Raw genomic sequence first — 21,280 nt, forward strand, 5'->3', positions numbered from 1 at the left:
CACCCCGCTCCACGCCATTATTGGTTTGCTGGAGCTGGAGACCCGCTCGCAGCCGTGTGAAACACTCTCTGAGAACCTTCGCGTCGCGTACGGCTCCGCCCGCGCGCTACTCTCGCTGATTGGCGATATTCTCGACCTGTCAAAGATCGAGTCCGGCCTGTATCAGCCCACGCCGGAGAGCGTTTATCTGCCTGACGTTATCGATCAGGCCGTTACGCTGTTCCGCAACAAAGCCGAGAGCAAAGGGATTGCGCTGCATGTTGAGATGGATATTGCAGCGTACTGGGTACAGACCGATCCGCTGATGATCAATCAGATCCTCTCGAACCTGCTCAGTAACGCCATCAAATTTACCGATCGCGGCAGCGTTACCGTGGTGCTGATGCAAGGCATTGCGCAGGAAGCCGAAGGCTGCGAATTCGTCATCGAGGTGAGCGATGAGGGCTGCGGCATGACTGAAGAGCAGCAGCAGGCGATCTTCGAGCCGTTTGTGCAGGTGGGCGAGCGCCAGCAGCAGCAGATCGGCACCGGTTTGGGTTTGAGTATCTGCCGTAACCTGGCACAGCTGCTGGATGGCGAGCTGATTGTCGAAAGTACGCCGGGCGAAGGCTCGGTGTTCTCCTTCTATTTCCGCGCGCCGCCAGGCGAGCCGTGCGATCAAACGCAGCCGCATCTCTCTGCACCGGTGTTGCGCGACAAACTCTCAGTACTGGTGATCGACGACCATGCGCCTAACCGTTTGCTGCTGGGCAAACAGCTGGAGCTGGCAGGCCATCAGGTCGTGGTCACTGAAAGCGCATCTGAAGCGCTGTCGTTGTGGCAGCAGGACCCGCTGCGGTTTGACCTGATCATCACCGACTGCAACATGCCGGGCATGAACGGCTTCCAGTTTGCCGAAGCGCTCCGGCTGCATGAGCGCGAACATCAGCTTCCGCCCATTAAACTCTACGGCCTGACCGCATCCGCTGAGCAGCATACGATGCAACGTTGTCTGCAGGCCGGTATGGATGACTGCCTGTTTAAACCTCTGAATCTTGATACGCTGCTGGCGCAGATCACGCACTGTACGCGGCGCAGCACAGAGGATGTCGTGTCCGATGTTCAGGCGGAAACGGCTACGCCCATCGCTTCGCCACTGCTGATCCAGCTTGCTGACAGCGATCCTGTGAGTTGCGCGTCGTTACTGGTCAGCATTCACGATAGCCATGAGCAGCTGCTTGCGGCGCTGGCGAGTACGACAGACGCCGATGCGCTGTCCCAGCTCGGGCATAAAATCAAAGGGGGGGCGGCCATCCTGAATGCCGCCGGGCTGGTTGAACTGGGGCGCAAACTGGAACGGCATCGGCAGGATGCACACAATACGCAGGCATTAATTGCTGATATTACGCAGGAGATAAATAGCCTGAATAGTGCCTTAGTGACCTTTGCGCAGCATCGGCTTAAAAATCAGCTGAGCTGACAGAAACATAAGCTTATCAAGACATTTCTCGGTTCACTGAAATAAGACGCCGGACATAATATCTGCCAGCGCCATCATTTCGGTGTCGTAAAAGGGAGAGATATGTTTAATGCAAAAATACTCATCGTTGATGAGCATCGCCTGGTTGCAGCCGGCGTGCAGGCTTTATTATTAATGAATGGATTTAATTGTGTTACAACGGCGAACACAATTAATGAGGGCATTGACGATGTTATTCATCATCACATCGACATCCTGATATTAGATCCTGATTTCAAAGAGAAAAACGGCATCGCTTTTTTACGCGATATTGTTAAGTCTAAAACCTGGATGAAAGTTATCCTGCTGAGTCAGAGCAGTAACAACCATCTTTTAATACAATCGCTTAGTCAGGGCACTAATGGGTTCGTCTCAAAGTATGATCCTATCCAGACGCTCATTGCGGCCATTGGCTGCGTATTCAACAACGTCAACTATCTGCCCGGCGATATTCTCGATCGTCGTCAGCGTTACGTAAATGAACAGGATATGCTTTCACGATTAACCGAACGCGAAACGTTAATTCTGCGCCAGCTTGCGCAGGGAAAATCGAATAAAATTATTGCCTGCGAATTAGGATTAAATAACAAGACCATCAGTACATATAAAACTAAAATTTTTCAGAAGCTCGAGTCGAAAAATCTGGTCGATATCATTGAGCTGGCACGACGGAATGGCGCATGCTGAAAAATTAAGACCAGTCTTGCGGCTGAAATCGGATCAGATGTGACATTATCCCTCTCGTCCTCACCAGGATGGTATTACCAAGATTGAGTCTCTCTGTCATTCATAACCACAGAGCTAATTTATTAGCCCTAATCTTCATGCCATTACAGGGCGCGCAGGTTTCTTCCCGTGCCTGGCGAAAGAAGTCCGATACTTTCGTCTGCGACTTGCCGCCCTGCTTTTTTTGATGCTTCTCACAGGCTGAACGCCGCACATTTCCATCCGGACATTTTCCCGCTAGAGTTCACTCATCCGACCACTCATTGAGTAAGTGATCATGACTGAGCACTATCCCCACCTGTTCGCCCCGCTGGATCTGGGCTTCACCCGGCTGAAAAACCGCTTTTTGATGGGATCAATGCACACCGGGCTGGAAGAACATGCTGACGGCGCGCAGCGTCTGGCGGCCTTTTACGCTGAGCGCGCGCGTGAAGGCGTGGCGCTTATCGTCACCGGCGGCATCGCGCCCAACCCGCAAGGCGTGGTAGCACAGGGCGGCGCAATGCTCACTGAAGAGAGCCAGTGTCAGTGGCATCGCACTTTGACGGATGCCGTCCACCAGCACGGCGGCAAAATTGCGCTGCAAATTTTGCACGCCGGCCGTTACAGCTATCAGCACAATCTGGTTGCCCCCTCGGCTCTTCAGGCCCCTATTAACCCTTTCACACCGCATGCCCTAAGCGAGGCGGAGATTCAGCAAACCATCGCCGATTTTGCTCGCTGCGCGCAGCTGGCGCAGCAGGCGGGCTATGACGGCGTTGAGATCATGGGTTCCGAAGGTTACCTGATTAACCAATTCCTGGTCGCGCATACGAATCAGCGTACCGATAGCTGGGGCGGCGATGTGACCCGCCGACAGCGCTTTGCGCTGGAGGTTACTCAGGCCGTGCGCGCGGCAACTGGCGACGCGTTCATTATTATCTTCCGCCTGTCGCTGCTTGATCTGGTGAACAACGGCAGCACGCTGGAGGAGACGCTGGCGCTGGCCAAAGCGCTGGAGCAGAGCGGCGTAACGCTGTTTAACAGCGGTATTGGCTGGCATGAGGCGCGTATTCCGACCATCGCGACCTGTGTTCCCCGCGGTGGTTTTGCCTGGGTAACGCAGCAGCTGCGCGCGCATGTAAAGGTGCCAGTGATCGCCACTAACCGCATCAACCATCCGCAGGTAGCCGAAGAGATCCTGCGCGATGGCACTGCCGATATGGTCTCGATGGCGCGCCCGTTCCTTGCCGATGCGGCCTTTGTCAGTAAAGCTCAGGCCGGGCAGCCAGACGCCATCAATACCTGTATTGCCTGCAATCAGGCCTGTCTGGATCAGATTTTCGCGGGCAAGGTAACCTCGTGCCTGGTCAATCCGCGCGCCTGCCATGAAACGCTGATGCCGGTGCTCCCGGCGGAGCAGCCCAGGCAGCTGGTCGTGATCGGTGCCGGTCCCGCAGGTATGGCGTTTGCGCTACAGGCCGCACAGCGCGGCCATCGGGTCACGCTGTATGAGGCGGATGAACAGATTGGCGGGCAGTTCTCTATCGCCCGTCAGATCCCGGGCAAAGAGGAGTTCCGCGAGACCCTGCGCTATTTTCAGCACCAGCTGACGGCAGCAGGCGTGGAGATGCGGCTTAACCATCGCGTCTGTGCCAGCGAGCTGGAAGACGCCGCCGAGGTGATCATCGCCACCGGGATTGCGCCACGCCAGCTGAGCATTCCCGGTATCCATCATCCCAGCGTCCTGAGCTACCTTGAGGTCATTCGTGATAAAAAACCGGTCGGACAGCGTGTGGCGATTATTGGTGCGGGCGGTATCGGCTTTGACACCGCTGAGTATCTGCTGCATCACACCGGCCAGCACGAGGATTTCTACCAGAGCTGGGGCATTGATCGCACGCTGCAGGCGCGCGGCGGGCTTCAACCCGCGCAGCCACGGCCTGCCGATCGGCAAATCTGGCTGCTGCAGCGCAAGTCCGGAAAACCCGGCGCCGGGCTGGCGAAAACCACGGGCTGGATCCATCGCGCCAGCTTACAGGCGCACGGCGTAACGATGTGGGGTGACGTGGAGTATCTGCAGATTGACGATCGCGGCCTGCACCTGCGTCATCAGGCGAAGCGGTGACGCTGGCCGTTGATAACATCGTGATTTGCGCTGGCCAGGAGCCGCTGCGTACGCTGGCCGATGAACTGGCCGCACGGGGTAAGATCGTGCGGCTGATTGGCGGTGCAGATGTGGCGCAGGAGCTGGATGCCCGTCGCGCTATCGCGCAGGCAACCGAACTGGCGCTTAGCCTGTAATTAGCGCAGTTTCACCGAACGCAGCACCACAAACTTAGCGTTAGAGGCCACCAGTTCGCAGTTGCCAAACAGCTTCTTCATCTTCTGGTGATAACCGAGGTGGCGGTTGCCGACAATGCGCAGCTCGCCGCCATACTGCAGACAGCGTTTTGCATCGCGCAGCATCTGCCACGCCAGGTGATCGGTCACGGCATGCTGCTGGTGGAACGGCGGGTTACACAGCACTGCATGCAGCCGATCGGATGGGAAGCCGCTGAGCACGTTATTGACGCGAAACTGGCAGCGCGCCAGATCCTGCGGGCGGTTCACTTCGACGTTGCGCTGGCTGGACGCCACCGCCATGTAGGACTCGTCATAGAACAGCACCTCAGCATGTGGATTCTGCTCCAGCGCCACCAGACCAATGACGCCATTACCGCAGCCAAGATCGAGGATCTCGCCGTCAATGTTTTGCGGCAGATGCTGCATGAACAAACGCGCGCCGATATCCAGCGAGGTGCGTGAAAAGACATTCGCGTGGTTGTGAATCTGGTAAGCGGTGTCATCCAGCGGCCATACGGTGGTCTCCGCCGCATCGGCAAGCTTTGGCGCAGTGAAATGGCTGTAGATCAGACGCGCTTTTTTCCAGGCCAGCGAGGTTTTGCTCTCGCCCAGAATGCGCTCAAACAGCTGCAGCGTGGAGTTATGAATATCTTTGGCTTTACCGGCGGCGATAATCAGCGTCTCTGGCGTGGCAACTTTGCGCAGGGCGCGCAGCTGATGCTCCAGCAGCGCCAGCGCTTTCGGCAACTTGATTAACACCGCAGCCGGTGCCGCGGGCAGATCGGCCAGGCTATCCAGAAAGTGCACCTGATCTTCATCGAAGCCGTTGAGACGCAGGTTCTGCTTCGCCGCCTGCTGGCTGAGCCATGAGTCACTGACGTGCCAGATTTCACGACCATTCAGGCCGCAGGTCAATGCGCCAAAGCTGTCATTGAACACCAGCACCGGGCCTGCCGGCAGCGTCTGCTGCAGCAAATATTCGTCAGCGGCATCCCACGCCTGCAGCGGGCTCTCTTCACGCATTGGCGGAAAGCGGTGCAGCGTTAGCGTGCGTTCGGTCAGTTCAAGTTGGCTCATGGAATCTCCGGCGTGGTACACTTTGCGCGATTTTCGCCCTAAAAAGGGGGCGCAGTATACTGTCTTTCGCCGGGAATCCCAATGTCATTAATCTATCTGCAGGGTTACCCTGAACACCTGCTGGCGCAGGTCCGGACGCTGATCGATCAGCAGCGCCTGGGAGAAGTGCTGCAACAGCGTTATCCTGATGCGCATCAGGTGCTGAGCGACAAAGCGCTGTATGACTACACGCTGGCGTTCAAAAACCGCTTTATGCGCAGCGCACCGCCGATCAGCAAAGTGATTTGGGATAACAAAATCAAGGTGATGAAGCATGCGCTTGGCCTGCATACCGCCATCTCCCGTGTGCAGGGCGGTAACCTGAAAGCCAAAGCGGAGATCCGCGTCTCCACATTTTTCCGCCACGCGCCGGAGCCGTTTTTGCGCATGATTGTGGTGCACGAGCTGGCCCACCTGAAAGAGAAAGAGCACAGCAAAGCGTTCTATCAGCTGTGCTGCCATATGGAGCCGGACTACCATCAGCTGGAGTTCGATGCGCGCCTGTGGATGACCGACCAGGCGCTGCGCGGCAACGCGGCTTAAAGGAACTCCTGCGCTTTCTGAATCAGGCTGGTTTTGGTCAGGGCACCCATAAACCGGCGCTCCACGGGGTTGTTCAGCACCGGCAGGCGCTCCAGCGTCACCCGCGCAAATGCCTCCCAGCCTTCACGCATGCTCTGGTTCTGAAAGATGCACGGGAAGTTGTCATCCATGACGCTGCTGACCGGTGAATCCAGCGTAATCTCCTGCGCCAGCACTTTGCGTGAGATATCGTGAATCGATACCACGCCCAGAAATTGTCCGCTGCCGTTGATCACGTAAACGTAGCGCTCCCGCTTGAGTGAACTGACAGCCAGCGCCTGGCCCACCGACTCTTCTGGCTGCAGGGCGGCACCGGGAATAATTAGCTGGTCAACGCGCATGTTATCGAAATCGTATTTGGCTTCTGAGCGGCTAAAGTGATTGCTCACTACCGGATAGGTACTGACGGACTGCAGGCGATACACCAGCATTGAGGCCAGCACGGAGGCAATCATCAGCGGGAAAAGCAGGCTGCTGTTGAGCGTCATCTCCAGTACCATCAGCATCGCCATCAGCGGCGCCTGACTCACCGCCGCCAGCACGGCAGCCATGCCGATCGCCGCATACAGCAGCGTATCACCAACCGGCAGATGCAGCGCCGCGCCCACCTGCGCCAGCACCACGCCGAGTAGTGCGCCAATCAACAGCGAGGGGGTGAACAGCCCGCCGACGGCATTGGAACCCACCGACAAAGTTGTCGCCAGCGTTTTCAGGACCAGCAACCCCAGCAGCCCGGCCATAACATAGTGTCCGTCAATGATTTTGACGATCACTTCATAGCCGTTACCCAAAATATCGGTGGAGATCAGCGCCAGTAAGCCCACCGCGAAGCCACCGGCACCCAGCCGCAGCGGCAGCGAACGCACGCGGCTAAACAACATTTTGCTGCGGGCGATCAGCTTAATGAGCAGCCAGCCTGCAACGCCAGAGGCAAAGCCAATGATCACCGTCATCAGCAGGCTGGTGATATCCATCCGGAACAGTGCTTCGGAGAGCGGATAGAGCGCGCTGCGATAGCCCAGCGTCCACATGGTCATGACCGCCACCGCCGAGGAGACAATCAGCGGAATCAGCCGCTGCAGGGCTGAAATACCAAAGGCGATCTCCGCGACAAAAATCGCTGACGCCAGCGGTGCATGGTACACCGATGACAATCCCGCCGCGGCGGCCATTGCCACGATATCGCTGTTGCGCATGTTGAGGCTTTTCGGCAGCCAGCGCCCGAGCAGGCTCCCGCTCAGCGCCGAGAGCTGCACCATCGGCCCCTCTTTACCAATCGACGCGCCGCTACCGATACTGGCGATGGAGGATAAAGCGCGGAACAGCGAGGTTTTGGTGGGCACCGCATCCAGCCGCGCGTTGATCACTTCCAGATAGTCGGTTTTGACTGTCTCCTGCTGTTCAATGGCGACGGCATAACGCAGGAACCAACCGGCCAGCACACCGCCCGCTCCCACCAGCAACGGCCAGAATACCCAAGGCCACACATGCATCGCGACGGTGATCTCGTTGTCGCTTTGAAACAGCACATGGTTAATCAGCTCGATAGCGCCGCGAAACGCCAGCGTGACCAGCGAGGCCACCAGCCCCACCGGAATGGCGATCAGCAATGTTGTCCAGTTCAATGCGTGTTTGCTTGCGCTCACCTGGCGTCCCCGCGTGTCGGTTAAAAAATGTGTGTCGCATCATCATATTGGAATATGGATCGCAGGATCTAATATCGCCCGCCTTCCCGTCAAATGAACATGTTAATCTGCCGCTTTCAGATTGCAGGAGAGCAGCCGTGATTCGTTTTGCCATTGTGGGAACCAACTGGATAACCCGTCAGTTTATCGATGCCGCGCACGAGAGCGGCAAAATGAAGCTGAGCGCGGTCTATTCGCGCAGTCAGGAGCAGGCTGAAAGCTTTGTCAGCGACTACCCCTGCCCGCTGATCTTCACCTCCCTGCAGGCGATGGCTGAGAGCCAGGATATTGACGCCGTGTACATTGCCAGCCCGAACGCGCTGCACTGTGAGCAGGCGCTGCTGTTTATGTCACATGGCAAACACGTGATATGCGAAAAGCCGATGGCATCTAACCTGCAGGAGGCGGAAGCGATGATCGCCTGCGCGCTGCAGCATCAGGTGGTGCTGTTTGAAGCGTTTAAAACGGCCACGCTGCCGACTTTTCTGCAACTGCAAAAGTCGCTGCCTCAGATTGGCAAACTGCGTAAGGCGCTGATCAACTACTGTCAGTACTCTTCGCGCTATCAACGCTATCTGGACGGGGAGAATCCCAACACGTTCAACCCACGCTGGTCGAACGGCTCCATCATGGACATCGGCTTTTACTGTCTTGCCGCTGCCGTAACCCTGTGGGGCGCACCACAGCAGGTAAGTGCATCGGCTTCCCTGCTGGCGAGCGGCGTGGATGCGCATGGCGTGGTAGTGCTGAGCTACGGCGACTTTGACGTTACGCTGCTGCACTCTAAGGTGAGTGACTCACTGATTCCGAGTGAGATTCAGGGCGAAGCGGGTTCGCTGGTGATTGAAAAAATTTCCGAGTGCCAGCAGCTGCGCCTGGTGCCACGCGGCGGGGAGAGCCAGAACCTGACGCAGCCCCAGCATATCAATACGATGCTTTACGAAGCGGGAGCCTTTGCGCAGCTGGTTGAAGCGCGCCATATCTCACATCCGGCGCTGGACGTTTCACGGATCACCGCGCAGTTACTGACAGAGATCCGCCGTCAGACGGGTGTGGTCTTCCCGGCGGACCAGTCTAAAGTGTAAATATTGCAAAATATTTCGGTGCGCCAGTTGAATCGCTGCGTGATTGCACGTATTTTGGCGACTGCAAAGGGGAGTAACTTGTAAGCTGATTGATCGTCATTACGATGCGTGCTGCATCCGGTCGTCAGGCAACCCGGAATCGATTCTGAGTTGTAAGTGAGACCTTGCCGGAAGGCGAGGTTTGCTTGCAGCTCAATAAAGCGGCTAACGTCTTCTGACTTAGCCGTTTTTTATTTTCCGGACAGGATACGACTATGCACTCTGTAGGCACACCACTACTCTGGGGCAGCTTCGCTGTCGTTGTGCTCATCATGCTCGCGATTGACCTCTTATTACAGGGGCGACGCGGCGCACAAACCATGTCATTCAAACAGGCTGCCGTCTGGTCGCTGGTTTGGGTCTCCGTTTCATTAATGTTTGCCGCCGCTTTCTGGTGGTATCTCGATACCAACGTGGGGCGTGAAGTCGCCACGGCGCAGACGCTCGCGTTCCTCACCGGCTATGTGCTGGAGAAAGCCCTGGCCGTGGATAACGTCTTCGTCTGGCTGATGCTGTTCAGCTATTTCGCCATTCCCGCTAACCTGCAGCGCCGCGTGCTGATTTACGGCGTGCTGGGCGCGATCGTACTGCGTACGATCATGATCTTCGCCGGCAGCTACCTGGTGACGCAGTTCAGCTGGATTCTGTACGTCTTTGGCGCGTTCCTGCTGTTCACCGGTATCAAAATGGCCTTTGCTAAAGAGGGCGATGACGCAACGCCAGGTGATAAGCCGGTGGTGCGCTGGCTGCGTAAGCATCTGCGCATGACCGATGACCTCGACGGCGAAAAGTTCTTTACCCGCAAAAACGGCGTGCTGTTCGCCACCCCGCTGCTGCTGGTGCTGATTATGGTAGAGCTGAGCGACGTGATTTTCGCCGTGGACAGCATTCCGGCTATCTTTGCCGTGACCACCGATCCGTTCATCGTTCTGACCTCAAACCTGTTTGCTATTCTGGGTCTGCGCGCCATGTACTTCCTGCTGGCGAACGTGGCGGAGCGTTTCTCGATGCTGAAATATGGCCTCGCGGTGGTGCTGGTGTTTATCGGTATTAAGATGCTGATCGTCGAGTTCTACCACATTCCGGTAGGGATTTCGCTGACGGTGGTGGGCGTGATCCTCGGCGGTACGCTGCTGATTAACGCCTGGGTTAACCACAGAAACGACCAGAAAGGCATCTCACAATAATCTTCTGCAGGGGCGCTAATCGCCCCTGCTTTGTTTTGCCAGTTGCAATCTTCGCCTTTCATATGTCTGTCACACTTCCCATCATTAGCAGATCAAAAAACCGATCCGGCGCGCACGGACAGAATTATCTCTTTTCTCGCTAACGCTTTTCCTTATACTCCGCCGGGCAAACCGTTTGGCGCGGAGCAACCGCGCACAACACTCCTGACCGCCATAAAAAGACCGTACTATGCAAAACAACCTTTCCCGACGTCTGGGTTCTCTGCTTGCAGGCAGCCTGGTAAAACAAATCATGATCGGCCTGATCGCCGGCGTAGCGCTGGCGTGGTTTTCGCGTGATGCCGCATTGGCGGTAGGCTTGCTCGGCGAGCTGTTCGTGCGTGCACTGAAAGCCGTAGCGCCGCTGCTGGTGCTGGTGCTGGTGATCTCGTCCATCGCTAACCATCAGCAGGGGCAGAAGACCAATATCCGTCCCATTATCATGCTGTACCTGCTCAGCACCTTCTTCGCGGCCGTCGTGGCGGTGATTTTCAGCCATCTGTTCCCGCAGACATTATCAATGAACGTCGGCGCAACGCAGATTACCCCGCCATCGGGCATCACCGAGGTGCTGCACGGCCTGCTGATGAGCATGGTCTCTAACCCGATTGATGCGCTGATGAACGCCAACTACATCGGCATTCTGGTATGGGCGCTGGGCCTGGGCCTGGCGTTTCGTCACGCCAGCCCAAGCAGCAAAGCGTTTCTGAACGATGCGTCGAATGCGGCAACCTGGGTTGTTCGCTGTGTCATTCGCTGTGCGCCGCTGGGGATTTTTGGTCTGGTGGCCTCGATTCTCGCCTCAACCGGCTTCGACGCGCTGTGGGAGTATGGCAATCTGCTGGCACTGCTGATTGGCTGCATGCTGATCATGGCACTGGTGATCAACCCGATGCTGGTGTTCCAGAAAATCCGCCGTAATCCCTATCCGCTGGTGTTTACCTGCCTGCGCGAAAGCGGCGTAACCGCCTTCTTTACCCGCAGTTCAGCCGCCAATATCCCGGTGAATATGGCGCTGGCAAAACGCCTGAATCTGGATGAGGACACCTATTCGGTTTCGATTCCGCTGGGCGCCACCATCAGTATGGCGGGCGCGTCGATCACCATTACCGTGCTGACGCTGGCGGCTGTTCATACCCTCGGTATCTCTGTGGATGTGCCGACCGCCATTCTGCTGAGCCTGGTGGCATCGCTGTGCGCCTGCGGGGCTTCTGGTGTGGCCGGTGGCTCGCTTCTGCTGATTCCGGTGGCCTGTAACATGTTTGGCATTCCAAACGATTTGGCCATGCAGGTTGTGGCGGTGGGCTTTATCATCGGTGTGCTGCAGGACTCCGCCGAAACGGCGCTGAACTCCTCTACCGATATTCTGTTTACCGCAGCCGTGTGTCAGGCCGAGGCCGAACGGCAACCGCGTACGGTAGCGGAGTAATTCCTGCGTTTCTGGCGGCCTGACGGGTCGCCATACAAAACCAGGTGACATCCGCTGTTGGCGGCCCGCCTGGCATGCGGGCGCAGAGAATCTACAGCGTTACCCCGCTTTTAAATATCGCTAACTCGCGAAAATCATTGGCTTCGTTGCGCGCGGGCTGGCCGTTAGCGATCGCCACAATCAGATCCACAAAATCTGCCAGCATCGCTTCCATGCTCATGCCCTCCAGCAAACGTCCGGCATTAAAATCAATCCAGTGCGGCTTCTTCTCCGCCAGCGGCGTATTGGTGGCGATCTTTACCGTGGGGACAAAACCGCCGTAGGGCGTACCGCGTCCGGTGGTGAACAGCACCATATGGCAGCCGGCGCCCGCCAGCGCGCTGGTGGCTACTGCGTCATTGCCTGGCGCGCTCAGCAGGTTCAGGCCCGGCAACGCCAGCCGCTCACCGTACTTCAGCACATCCACAACCTGGCTCTGCCCGGCTTTCTGCGTGCAGCCCAGCGACTTCTCCTCCAGCGTGGTGATGCCGCCCGCTTTATTCCCCGGGGAAGGATTCTCATAAATTGGCTGCTGATGATCGATAAAGTAACGCTTGAAGTCGTTGATCATCGCTACGGTTTTCGCGAACGTGGCCTCATCCCGGCAGCGACTCATCAGAATACGCTCGGCACCGAACATCTCGGGCACTTCGGTCAGCACCGTTGTGCCGCCGTTGGCGATCATCTGATCGGAAAAACAGCCCAGCAGCGGGTTCGCCGTGATGCCGGAGAAACCATCAGATCCGCCACACTCCAGACCAAACTTCAGCTCGCTTAACGTGCCCGGCTGGCGGCGATCGCCGCGCATCACGTGGTACAGCGCATGCAGCCGGGCCACACCGGCTTCAACCTCATCATCCTGCTTCTGACACTCCATAAACTGCACGCGCTGGCTGTCAAACTCGCCCAGCGTCGTGCGGAACGTATCTACCTGATTGTTCTCACAGCCCAGACCAATCACCAGTACGGCGCCGGCGTTGGGATGACGCACCATGTTTTGCAGCATGGTGCGGGTGTTTTCATGATCCTGGCCCAGCTGCGAACAGCCAAACGGATGGCTGAACAGGTGCACGCCGTCAATGCCCTCCGCTTCGCGGGTCTCTTTCATAAAGCGCGACACGATCTGACGCGCAATACCGTTAACGCAGCCGACGGTAGGCAAGATCCACAACTCATTGCGGATACCCACTTCGCCACTGGCGCGGCGATAGATCTGCACCTCACGATCGCCCGCCTGCGGCGGGATATCAATAAAGTCTGGCTGGTATTCATAATCATCGACGTCGTTCAGATTGGTGCGGGCGTTGCTGGAGTGGATCACCTCTCCGGCGGCAATGGCCTGCGTGGCATGGCCGATGGGCAGACCGTATTTGATCACCAACGCCTGCGGAGCCAGCGGCTGCAGGGCAAATTTATGCCCGCGCTCAATCGCCTGTAACAGGACAATCTCGTGCTCGCCCACCGTGACTCGCGTGTCAGCGGCTAAATCATGCAGCGCAACGGCCACATTATCGCGCGAGTGGATCTTTATCGCATTTTGCATAGCGTTACCTCAGTGCGTTTAGCGCCGTCCGCATACCGTGGACAAGGATGTTATTCAGATGCTCACTGACAGCCGCGACCAGTCCGGGCCGTTGGGTTAAATCTTCGCCCCAGTGCTGCGCCTCGCTTAATACCGCGTGCACCAGCTGTTCAGGCGTTTTCTGCTGCGCCATAACCTGTGGCCATAGCCGGGCAAAGCGCTGTAGCCAGCTTTCGTCATCCTGCAGCGGCCAGCGGCGATCGCCCTGTTCACCACGATAAAAGGCCAGCAGCGCCGCCAGCGCAAAGGTCAGATGCGCTGGCCAGTGGCCGGTTTGCTGCTGCGCCTGTAGCAGCGGCGGCAGGAGTCGGGTGCGAAATTTGGTCATGCCATTCAGCGCGATAGAGAGCAGTGCATGACGAATAAATGGGTTACGGAAGCGGCAGATAACCGCGGCGGTGAAAGCCTCCAGCTCGTCGCGCGGCAGATCCAGCGTCGGGATAATCTCGTTGCGCAGCAGGGCATCAATAAAGGCTGCCATTTCGGCATCATCCATCGCCTCGCCCACACTCTCTAATCCGGCCAGAAAGGCCACCGGTACCAGCGCGGTATGTGCACCGTTGAGAATGGCGACCTTTTGCGCTTTATACGGCGTGATATCTGCCACCCGTTTGACTGCCGGAGCAAGCGCAGCAAGCTGCAGCTCCTGCATCAGCGCCTCCGGACCCTGCAGTACAAACTGGTAGTAGACTTCCCCGGCAACCAGATAGCGGTCTTCATAACCCAGCTGTGCCGTAATCGCCGCGCCGTCGTCGGGATAGCCGGTGACGATGCGATCCACCAGCGTGTTGTAGAAAGCACAGTTTTGCGTTACCCATTGGGCAAACGCTGCCGGCAGCTGCCAGTGCCGGATGTAGCGCAAAACCAGCTCGCGCAGGCGATCGCCGTTATGATCGATCAGTTCGCACGGCACGATCAGCCAGCCTTTATCCGCCGCGCCGGCAAAGCACTGGAAGCGCGCCCACAGCAGCTGCGTCAGCTTGCCCGGAAACGACGCCGCGGGCTGATTCTCCTGCCAATCTTCGGCGGTGAAAGCGATGCCGGCTTCAGTGGTATTTGAGAACACAAAGCGCATCTGCGGTGACCGCGCCAGCGCCAGAAACGCGTCAAACTGCTGGTAAGGCTGGATTTCGCGATTAACGCTGCGGATTAACCGGGTTTCGCTTACCCGTTGCCCTGCTGTATCCAGCCCCCGAATCAGCGTGGTGTAGAGCCCATCCTGCTGATTGAGCGAATCGGCGACCTCGCGATTGCGTGGCCGCACCACCACCACGCCGGCGTCCGTATGTTGATGCTGGTTCAGCCAGTCGAGCTGCCAGTCGATGAAGGCGCGTAAAAAATTTCCCTCGCCAAACTGGATGACGCGTTCGCTGTAGTGCGCGCCGGGAAAATCGCGGCGGTTAAGTCGCAACATGCTGCTTCCTTTTTATCCATGCCTGAACACCCTGCAAAAGTTATCATACCAATTCAGCAAGAAGAGGAGTTTATTTGCTGTTCAGATCACAATATTGATAATTACTGTCGCGCAGCGGTAGGCAGTAACAAAGGTGAACACAAAACAAATAATTGTTTTAAAATGATAAAATGCACTTACGCACAACGCAAATTGTGGTTTACACGCTGTAAAGTGGTATAACAAGGTGGGTACTTTGCCACATCACACACAAAGTGGTATAACAACTCATCTTCCAGAAAATATGAACAGCAACATGGACCTGACCGAATCAAGCCGCCTGTATCAACAGCTCGCCAGCGAACTGAAAAGCCGTATTGAAGCGGGCAGTTTTGCCGTGGGCGATAAACTTCCGGCAGAGCGTTTGATCGCGGAGGAGCGCCAGGTGAGCCGCACGGTGGTACGCGAAGCCATTATCATGCTGGAAGTGGAGGGCTACGTTGAAGTGCGCAAGGGATCGGGCATTCACGTGATCAGCCGCCAGCCGCAGCGCCAGATATCCGCGCCGGCTCAGCTGGAGTTTGCCAGCTACGGTCCCTTTGAGCTGCTACAGGCGCGCCAGCTGATTGAAAGCAACGTGGCGGAGTTCGCTGCCACGCAGGTCACCCCGCAGGATATCGTGGCGCTGATGGCGATCCAGGCGCGCGCACGCCACGAAGACCATTCACGTGATTCGGCCTGGGACATGGAGTTCCACGTGCGCATTGCGCAGTCCACGCAAAACAGCGTGCTGGCGGAGATAGTGGAAAAAATGTGGCAGCACCGGCTGCACAACCCCTACTGGCTTAAGCTGCACGAGCACATTGATGATCGCCATATCACCAGCTGGTGCGATGACCACGATCAGATCCTCAAAGCGCTGATGCGTAAAGATCCTGCCGCCAGTAAGCTGGCAATGTGGCAGCATCTGGAAAATACTAAACAGATGCTGTTTGATGCGACCGCGGATGATTTCGAATTTAACGTGGACCGTTACATGTTTGCCGAAAATCCGGTCATCCTGCCTTAAGCGCGCGCTTTTCAGGCAAATAAGTCAGTTAATCTGCAATAGTGTCAGCTCGTGTAAAGCTCCTTTGGCCCCTCTGCGTCAAAAGGTAAAACTCCTGTGCGCCAGTGACTTTACACTGTCTGAATCCCATGATTTTTGTTACAGTTATCGCCCTTTTCTTACCCTTTGCGACAGGGCATTAAAAAGTCGCTGATTTAACGTTCACTTCCGGATGGAACCGGAAAATCCTGCTCAGGCGGCAAACCTAAAATGTATAACTCACCTTAGCCTGCGCTTCAGCCCTTACGGGCACGTTTAACAATGATGTTCGGGAATGATTGATGGATATTTTGAAAGCACTGCTGCACGCCCTGTGGCAGCAGGATTACGAAATGCTCTCCGACCCCACGCTGGTGTGGGCCATTTACGGCATGCTGTTCATGATTCTGTTTCTGGAGAATGGTCTGCTTCCTGCCGCCTTTTTACCGGGCGATAGCCTGCTGATTCTGGTTGGCGTACTGATTGCCAAAGGCACCCTGAGTTTTCCGATGACGCTATTCATCCTGACCACCGGCGCCAGCCTCGGTTGCTGGGTCAGTTATATCCAGGGACGGTGGCTGGGAAATACGCCGACGGTACAGAAATGGCTGTCGCATCTGCCTGCGCAGTATCATCAGCGCGCCCACAGCCTGTTCCATCGCCATGGTTTATCCGCTCTGCTGATTGGGCGTTTTATCGCTTTTGTCCGTACGCTGCTGCCCACCATCGCCGGCCTTTCCGGCCTGAATAACGCCCGCTTCCAGTTCTTTAACTGGATCAGTGGCTTCCTGTGGGTGCTGATACTGACCGTCATCGGTTTTGCGCTGGGCAAGACGCCGATTTTCCGCCGCTATGAAGATGAACTGATGTTCTGCCTGATGCTGCTACCGCTGGTGTTGCTGGTGGTGGGCCTGGTGGGATCGCTGGTAGTGTTGTGGCGTAAACGTCAGGCCGGACAGGATGGGAAATCACAGTGATGACCAAACTTCGTGGTTTTCCCAGGCGTTTACTTCCCTGGCTGGGTGCCGGCATGCTGGCGCTTCTCGCCATCAGCGTGGTGCCTGAACTGATGCAGCATGAAACCGTGGTCAAGATTCGCGTCGCACACAGCGGCACCAATCTGCCGGATGGCTTCTATCTCTATCAGCAGCTCTCTGCTCAGGGCGTGCATATTAAGAGCATTACGCCGGCGGGCGATGCGCTGGTCATTCATTTCGAAAATGAAGAACAGAGTCTTGCCGCTCAGAAGGTACTGCGCCGCCTGCTGCCTCAGGGCTTCGTGGTAGCCACGGGCCCGCAGGCTTCACAGCAGGTTGCGGACGCCAATCGCCCGACATACAGCTAACGCTTGCCGCCTGGAAAGTAACCGGGCGGCCTCTCTTTACCCCGCTATCTCCGCGTCTTCTTTGAATTTTTTCGACGGCTGTCTATCCTTAAAGATAGCGCGAGCTGGGAAGCCCCTCCTGTCCGGTTTGCGGCAGGTCATCAACAATGGAAGGTAAATACCTGATGAAACAACAATTACTGCTTGGTGCGATTCTTTTCTCTCTCTCTGGTTCGCTGCTGGCTGCGGAATCTTTGTGCCAGCAAAAAGAGCAGGATATTCAGCGCGAAATTGATATGGCAAAACAGCATGACAATCAGCGCCGGGTAACGGGCCTTGAGCGCGCGCTGACCGAAGTTCGCGCCGGCTGTACTGATGAGAAACTGAAAACCGCCCATGCTGACCGCATCGAATCGCAGAAGCACAAAGTGGCTGAGCGGAAGCGGGAGCTGCAGGAGGAGCGCCAGGATGGCGATAAAGATAAGATCGAAAAGCGCGAGCGTAAGCTGGAAGAGGCGCAGCATGAGCTGAAAAAGCTGGAAACTGAGCCTTACTAATCGGACGTAATTAATTGATGTAATGGAGAACTTCATGGCTAAAGACACCACATCTGAACATCTGCGCGCAGAACTGAAAAACCTTGCTGACACCCTGGAAGAAGTGCTGAGCAGCTCCGCTGACAAATCGAAATCTGAGCTTGATAAGCTGCGTCACAAAGCACGCGGTGCGCTTGAGAGCTCTCGTGAGCGTCTGGGCGATTCCGGTGAGCGCATCGCGCAGACCACGCGTGAAGCCGCAGAGAAAGCGGATGATTATGTACGCGAGAATCCATGGCACGGCGTCGGTATCGGTGCAGCCGTGGGTGTGTTGATCGGCATCCTGATTTCGCGTCGCTGATATGAGTGATAGTCAGAGCCACGGCCCAGGCAAAGGGGTCTTCAACATTGGACAGCGCGTCGTCACCACGCTGGTCAGTATGGTCGAAACCCGCGTCCGGCTTGCAGTTGTAGAGCTGGAAGAGGAAAAAGCCAACCTGATTCAGATGCTGATTATGGTAGGCCTGACCATGCTGTTTACCGCTTTCGGTTTAATGAGCCTGATGGTGCTGATTATCTGGGCGGTCGATGCGCAATACCGGCTGATGGCAATTGCCATTACCACCGGCGTGCTGTTCGCGCTGGCGCTGATTTTTGGCCTCTGGACGCTGCGCAAATCGCGGCAATCCACGCTGTTGCGCCATACGCGTAAAGAGCTGGATTCGGATCGCAAGCTGCTGGAGGAGCACCATTCATGAGCAATCGCGAACGTGAAGCGCGTATTCACGAGCTGCTAAACCAGGTGCAACAGCAGCGGCTGGATCTCAGCGCTGCGCGTCGCGACTGGCTGACCGGAACAGCGCATTACGATCGCGGCTGGCTAACGCTGCTCAGCATGCGCCGCTATCTGGCGATTGGCAGCAGCGCGCTGGCTATCTGGTCTATCCGCAGTCCGAACCGCATTATGCGCTGGGCGAAACGCGGCTTTGGCCTGTGGAGCACCTGGCGCATGATTAAATCCACGCTGGCAACACGTTAATCCCTTCATAATAAACCGGATCTAATCGATCCGGTTTTTATCTATCAATATTCCTGAACAACTTCGACAGTTTATCTCGCTTACAACTGCGCGAAGCCGCGATTATTATCTTCCTCCATCAGCCCGGCGAACGTTTATCACTGTTCAACGGGATATAAACCGCGCAGGCCAACAACCTGCAAGAAAAACCTTGTTGGAGTAGATGATGAAAAAATTCGAAGACTCAGGCCTGCTGCTGGCACGCGTATTGATGACAATCCTGTTCATTACGGCGGGCTGGGGTAAAGTCACCGGTTATGCCGGTACCGCACAATATATGCAGGCGATGGGCGTGCCGGGCTTCCTGCTGCCGCTGGTGATTCTGCTGGAACTGGGCGGTGGCCTGGCCATTCTGTTTGGCTTCCTGACCCGTTTTACTGCGCTGTTCACCGCTGGCTTCACGCTGCTGACCGCTTTCCTGTTCCACAGTAACTTTGCAGAAGGTGTTAACCAGCTGATGTTCATGAAGAACCTCTCTATTGCCGGTGGTTTCCTGGTGCTGGGTCTGGTAGGACCGGGGGCATACAGTATTGACCGCCTGATTCGTCAGCGTCTTGCGCCGGCAACCGCACGCTAAGCACACGAGCCGTGCAACAGCACATATACTGAATAGCAGGGGCGGGGATTTTCCTCGCCCTCTTTTTTTATGGGGGGCTTATGGGACAACTGATTGACGGTGTCTGGCATGACACCTGGTACGATACGAAGTCAACCGGTGGCCGCTTCAAACGCACAGAAGCAGTGTGGCGCAACTGGGTGACCGCCGATGGCAGCGCCGGGCCGACCGGTAAAGCAGGCTTTGCCGCAGAGCGCGATCGCTACCACTTATATGTTTCGCTGGCCTGTCCGTGGGCACATCGCACGCTGTTGATGCGCCAGCTGAAAGGACTGGAAGAGATGATCTCCGTTTCGGTGGTGCATCCGCTGATGCTGGAGAATGGCTGGACCTTTGGTGATGACTTCCCCGCTGCTACCGGCGACTCGCTGTATCAGAATGAGTTTCTCTATCAGCTCTATCTGCATGCCGATCCCCAGTACACCGGCCGCGTTACCGTACCGGTGCTATGGGATAAAACCCGGCACACCATTGTGAGCAATGAGTCAGCGGATATCATGCGCATGCTCAATAGCGCCTTTGACGCGCAGGGTGCACGCGCCGGAGACTACTATCCGCCGGATCTGCGTGAAAAAATTGATGAGCTGAACGGCTGGATTTACGACACGGTAAATAACGGCGTGTACAAGAGCGGTTTTGCGACCTCGCAGGCCGCGTACGATGAGTCCGTGACGGCACTGTTCCATTCTTTGGCGCGGCTGGAGCAGATTCTGGGCCAGCATCGCTACCTGACCGGCGATCGCCTGACCGAAGCCGATCTGCGCCTGTGGACGACGCTGGTACGCTTTGATCCCGTCTATGTAACGCATTTTAAATGCGACCGTCATCGCATCAGCGATTATCGCAACCTGAATGGCTTCCTGCGTGATATCTATCAGATGCCCGGTATCGCAGAGACGGTCAATCTGCCGCACATTCGTCATCACTACTACGGCAGCCATAAAACCATCAACCCCAACGGCGTGATTTCACTCGGGCCGGCTTTTGACTGGGACGAGCCGCACGGTCGTGGCTGATGGTCTTACTGACCTTCTTCCCGCAGAGGAAGAAGGTCCCTTTTGTTACTGGCCTGTCAGGCAAATTTAATCAGCACCATTCCCGTCAGCAGCACCACTACGCCCAGCCAGCCACGGCGGCTCAGACGTTGATCAAATAAGATCCAGCCTGCAGCAACCGTTGCCACTAAACCAAATCCGCCCCATAGCGCGTAAGCGACCGAGAGATCGATACCTTTCACCGCCTGAGCCAGAGCGCTGAACGCAGCCAGCACCGCCGCCAGCGACAGCACGCCGAAGAGCGGCCGGCGAAAGCCGTTAGTGTATTTGAGAAAGATATTTGCCACAATCTCCAGCACAATCGCCAGCGCCAGCCAGCCAAAGTGCAGCCAGTTAAACGTTGTCATGACGCAACTCCCTGCGGCAGCGGGTACCGGTTTTGATCAGGACAATGCCGGTTATCAGCGTCAATAAGCCAGCCACTTTCATCGGTGAAAGTACTTCATCAAATAACATTACGCTGAATAGCGTAATAAACAGAATACCGATACCTTCCCACATTGCGTAAGCCACGCCGAGTGCGATACGTTTTACGGCAAATGACAAGAAAATATAGGACAGCGCGATCATAAACAGCATCAGTAAATAACCGCTGTTATCGCCATTAACGCTGGCCCATTTCATGGAGATGGTGCCGGTTATTTCAGCAAGGATAGCAAGCGCTAATAAAATCCAATACAGCATGATTTCTCTCCTTAATGAGAAACAGGTGCGACCCACGCGTAACAGGCGTGCTGGTCGGGAAAAAGTGCGTAAAAAAGGAGAGAGAATCTACAGCGCGAAGCGCCAGTGCCGATCGCGGACGGAACAGGAGGCGTGACGGAAGTCTGGAGAGGGTAAAAACCGCATAGCGGCGAAG

21 protein-coding genes and 1 pseudogene are annotated in these 21,280 nt (G+C 56.4%); 16 read left to right on the forward strand and 6 right to left on the reverse strand.

All coding sequences use genetic code 11. From position 1 onward, the window contains the following. The 3 genes and pseudogenes from HA48_RS07090 to HA48_RS07100 all read left to right on the forward strand — a co-directional run. On the forward strand, positions 1-1,459 hold a 1,459-nt coding region (locus tag HA48_RS07090; protein ID WP_128600398.1), incomplete at its 5' end, for an ATP-binding protein. Between the two features lie 102 nt (positions 1,460-1,561). Then, the gene (locus HA48_RS07095) at positions 1,562-2,185 is read left to right on the forward strand and encodes a response regulator transcription factor (RefSeq protein WP_128600399.1); all 624 of its coding nucleotides are present in this window, start codon (positions 1,562-1,564) and stop codon (positions 2,183-2,185) included. Between the two features lie 316 nt (positions 2,186-2,501). Next, positions 2,502-4,507 (forward strand): annotated as a pseudogene (locus HA48_RS07100) (2,4-dienoyl-CoA reductase FMN-binding domain-containing protein). Here the strand turns inward: HA48_RS07100 and rlmG are convergent. Continuing rightward, a complete protein-coding gene (gene rlmG, locus HA48_RS07105; RefSeq protein ID WP_128600400.1) occupies positions 4,508-5,626 on the reverse strand; it encodes a 23S rRNA (guanine(1835)-N(2))-methyltransferase RlmG in 1,119 nt (372 codons plus the stop codon). It abuts the pseudogene before it with no gap. Positions 5,627-5,707: 81 nt separating this feature from the next. Here rlmG and HA48_RS07110 point away from each other — a divergent pair, with 81 nt between their 5' ends. Further along, positions 5,708-6,208 (forward strand): M48 metallopeptidase family protein, encoded by a 501-nt coding sequence (locus HA48_RS07110; RefSeq protein WP_128600401.1) that lies wholly within the window; start codon positions 5,708-5,710, stop codon positions 6,206-6,208. Here the strand turns inward: HA48_RS07110 and HA48_RS07115 are convergent. Beyond that, on the reverse strand, positions 6,205-7,893 hold the full coding sequence (locus HA48_RS07115) for a chloride channel protein (protein WP_128600402.1): 1,689 nt from the start codon (positions 7,891-7,893) through the stop codon (positions 6,205-6,207). The genes HA48_RS07110 and HA48_RS07115 overlap by 4 nt on opposite strands. Before the next feature lie 137 nt (positions 7,894-8,030). Between HA48_RS07115 and HA48_RS07120 the strand changes: the two genes are divergently transcribed. The 3 genes from HA48_RS07120 (at position 8,031) to sstT (ending at position 11,711) form a co-directional block, all read left to right on the forward strand. Then, the gene (locus HA48_RS07120; protein ID WP_128600403.1) at positions 8,031-9,017 is read left to right on the forward strand and encodes a Gfo/Idh/MocA family protein; all 987 of its coding nucleotides are present in this window, start codon (positions 8,031-8,033) and stop codon (positions 9,015-9,017) included. A 254-nt stretch (positions 9,018-9,271) separates the two neighbouring features. Next, positions 9,272-10,243, forward strand: coding sequence for a TerC family protein (locus HA48_RS07125; RefSeq protein WP_128600404.1), 972 nt, complete (start codon positions 9,272-9,274; stop codon positions 10,241-10,243). Between the two features lie 229 nt (positions 10,244-10,472). Next, positions 10,473-11,711, forward strand: coding sequence for a serine/threonine transporter SstT (sstT, locus tag HA48_RS07130; RefSeq protein ID WP_128600405.1), 1,239 nt, complete (start codon positions 10,473-10,475; stop codon positions 11,709-11,711). A 91-nt stretch (positions 11,712-11,802) separates the two neighbouring features. On the opposite strand, the gene HA48_RS07135 is transcribed toward sstT, so the two are convergent. Continuing rightward, positions 11,803-13,293: a UxaA family hydrolase gene (locus HA48_RS07135; RefSeq protein ID WP_128600406.1), complete on the reverse strand. Its 1,491-nt coding sequence runs from the start codon at positions 13,291-13,293 to the stop codon at positions 11,803-11,805. A 4-nt stretch (positions 13,294-13,297) separates the two neighbouring features. Beyond that, positions 13,298-14,746, reverse strand: a complete 1,449-nt coding sequence (locus tag HA48_RS07140) for a tagaturonate reductase (RefSeq protein ID WP_128600407.1) — start codon at positions 14,744-14,746, stop codon at positions 13,298-13,300. A gap of 295 nt (positions 14,747-15,041) precedes the next feature. Here HA48_RS07140 and exuR point away from each other — a divergent pair, with 295 nt between their 5' ends. From exuR to HA48_RS07185, 9 genes are all read left to right on the forward strand, one after another. After that, positions 15,042-15,794, forward strand: a complete 753-nt coding sequence (gene exuR, locus HA48_RS07145; RefSeq protein ID WP_128600408.1) for a transcriptional regulator ExuR — start codon at positions 15,042-15,044, stop codon at positions 15,792-15,794. A 320-nt stretch (positions 15,795-16,114) separates the two neighbouring features. Next, the gene (locus HA48_RS07150; RefSeq protein WP_128600409.1) at positions 16,115-16,789 is read left to right on the forward strand and encodes a DedA family protein; all 675 of its coding nucleotides are present in this window, start codon (positions 16,115-16,117) and stop codon (positions 16,787-16,789) included. Next, on the forward strand, positions 16,789-17,157 hold the full coding sequence (mzrA, locus tag HA48_RS07155; RefSeq protein WP_128600410.1) for an EnvZ/OmpR regulon moderator MzrA: 369 nt from the start codon (positions 16,789-16,791) through the stop codon (positions 17,155-17,157). Before HA48_RS07150 ends, mzrA begins: the two co-directional genes overlap by 1 nt. A 164-nt stretch (positions 17,158-17,321) precedes the next feature. Beyond that, positions 17,322-17,693, forward strand: a complete 372-nt coding sequence (locus HA48_RS07160; protein ID WP_139807977.1) for a DUF1090 domain-containing protein — start codon at positions 17,322-17,324, stop codon at positions 17,691-17,693. Positions 17,694-17,727: 34 nt separating this feature from the next. Next, the gene (locus HA48_RS07165; RefSeq protein ID WP_128600412.1) at positions 17,728-18,033 is read left to right on the forward strand and encodes an ElaB/YgaM/YqjD family protein; all 306 of its coding nucleotides are present in this window, start codon (positions 17,728-17,730) and stop codon (positions 18,031-18,033) included. Between the two features lies 1 nt (position 18,034). Then, the gene (locus tag HA48_RS07170; protein WP_128600413.1) at positions 18,035-18,430 is read left to right on the forward strand and encodes a phage holin family protein; all 396 of its coding nucleotides are present in this window, start codon (positions 18,035-18,037) and stop codon (positions 18,428-18,430) included. Next, positions 18,427-18,711, forward strand: a complete 285-nt coding sequence (locus HA48_RS07175; RefSeq protein ID WP_128600414.1) for a YqjK-like family protein — start codon at positions 18,427-18,429, stop codon at positions 18,709-18,711. The genes HA48_RS07170 and HA48_RS07175 overlap by 4 nt, the downstream gene beginning before the upstream one ends. Before the next feature lie 205 nt (positions 18,712-18,916). Then, the gene (locus HA48_RS07180; protein WP_128600415.1) at positions 18,917-19,327 is read left to right on the forward strand and encodes a DoxX family protein; all 411 of its coding nucleotides are present in this window, start codon (positions 18,917-18,919) and stop codon (positions 19,325-19,327) included. Positions 19,328-19,407: 80 nt separating this feature from the next. Beyond that, positions 19,408-20,382 (forward strand): glutathione S-transferase family protein, encoded by a 975-nt coding sequence (locus HA48_RS07185; RefSeq protein ID WP_128600416.1) that lies wholly within the window; start codon positions 19,408-19,410, stop codon positions 20,380-20,382. A gap of 56 nt (positions 20,383-20,438) precedes the next feature. Here the strand turns inward: HA48_RS07185 and mdtI are convergent, their stop codons facing one another. Together mdtI and mdtJ are read right to left on the reverse strand one after the other, a co-directional pair. After that, on the reverse strand, positions 20,439-20,768 hold the full coding sequence (gene mdtI / locus HA48_RS07190) for a multidrug/spermidine efflux SMR transporter subunit MdtI (protein ID WP_128600417.1): 330 nt from the start codon (positions 20,766-20,768) through the stop codon (positions 20,439-20,441). Continuing rightward, positions 20,755-21,105, reverse strand: coding sequence for a multidrug/spermidine efflux SMR transporter subunit MdtJ (gene mdtJ / locus HA48_RS07195; protein ID WP_128600418.1), 351 nt, complete (start codon positions 21,103-21,105; stop codon positions 20,755-20,757). The genes mdtI and mdtJ overlap by 14 nt, the downstream gene beginning before the upstream one ends. Positions 21,106-21,280: the final 175 nt, after the last annotated feature.

Source organism: Pantoea wallisii, assembly GCF_002095485.1.
Taxonomy (GTDB): Bacteria; Pseudomonadota; Gammaproteobacteria; order Enterobacterales; family Enterobacteriaceae; genus Pantoea; species Pantoea wallisii.

Bases quoted from the DNA above. Each gene is read 5' to 3' on its own strand.
- HA48_RS07095 (WP_128600399.1), top strand. From the start codon at position 1,562: ATGTTTAATGCAAAAATACTCATCGTTGATGAGCATCGCCTGGTTGCA.
- rlmG (WP_128600400.1), bottom strand. From the start codon at position 5,626: ATGAGCCAACTTGAACTGACCGAACGCACGCTAACGCTGCACCGCTTT.
- HA48_RS07110 (WP_128600401.1), top strand. From the start codon at position 5,708: ATGTCATTAATCTATCTGCAGGGTTACCCTGAACACCTGCTGGCGCAG.
- HA48_RS07125 (WP_128600404.1), top strand. From the start codon at position 9,272: ATGCACTCTGTAGGCACACCACTACTCTGGGGCAGCTTCGCTGTCGTT.
- sstT (WP_128600405.1), top strand. From the start codon at position 10,473: ATGCAAAACAACCTTTCCCGACGTCTGGGTTCTCTGCTTGCAGGCAGC.
- HA48_RS07135 (WP_128600406.1), bottom strand. From the start codon at position 13,293: ATGCAAAATGCGATAAAGATCCACTCGCGCGATAATGTGGCCGTTGCG.
- HA48_RS07140 (WP_128600407.1), bottom strand. From the start codon at position 14,746: ATGTTGCGACTTAACCGCCGCGATTTTCCCGGCGCGCACTACAGCGAA.
- exuR (WP_128600408.1), top strand. From the start codon at position 15,042: ATGGACCTGACCGAATCAAGCCGCCTGTATCAACAGCTCGCCAGCGAA.
- HA48_RS07150 (WP_128600409.1), top strand. From the start codon at position 16,115: ATGGATATTTTGAAAGCACTGCTGCACGCCCTGTGGCAGCAGGATTAC.
- mzrA (WP_128600410.1), top strand. From the start codon at position 16,789: ATGACCAAACTTCGTGGTTTTCCCAGGCGTTTACTTCCCTGGCTGGGT.
- HA48_RS07160 (WP_139807977.1), top strand. From the start codon at position 17,322: ATGAAACAACAATTACTGCTTGGTGCGATTCTTTTCTCTCTCTCTGGT.
- HA48_RS07165 (WP_128600412.1), top strand. From the start codon at position 17,728: ATGGCTAAAGACACCACATCTGAACATCTGCGCGCAGAACTGAAAAAC.
- HA48_RS07170 (WP_128600413.1), top strand. From the start codon at position 18,035: ATGAGTGATAGTCAGAGCCACGGCCCAGGCAAAGGGGTCTTCAACATT.
- HA48_RS07175 (WP_128600414.1), top strand. From the start codon at position 18,427: ATGAGCAATCGCGAACGTGAAGCGCGTATTCACGAGCTGCTAAACCAG.
- HA48_RS07180 (WP_128600415.1), top strand. From the start codon at position 18,917: ATGAAAAAATTCGAAGACTCAGGCCTGCTGCTGGCACGCGTATTGATG.
- HA48_RS07185 (WP_128600416.1), top strand. From the start codon at position 19,408: ATGGGACAACTGATTGACGGTGTCTGGCATGACACCTGGTACGATACG.
- mdtI (WP_128600417.1), bottom strand. From the start codon at position 20,768: ATGACAACGTTTAACTGGCTGCACTTTGGCTGGCTGGCGCTGGCGATT.
- mdtJ (WP_128600418.1), bottom strand. From the start codon at position 21,105: ATGCTGTATTGGATTTTATTAGCGCTTGCTATCCTTGCTGAAATAACC.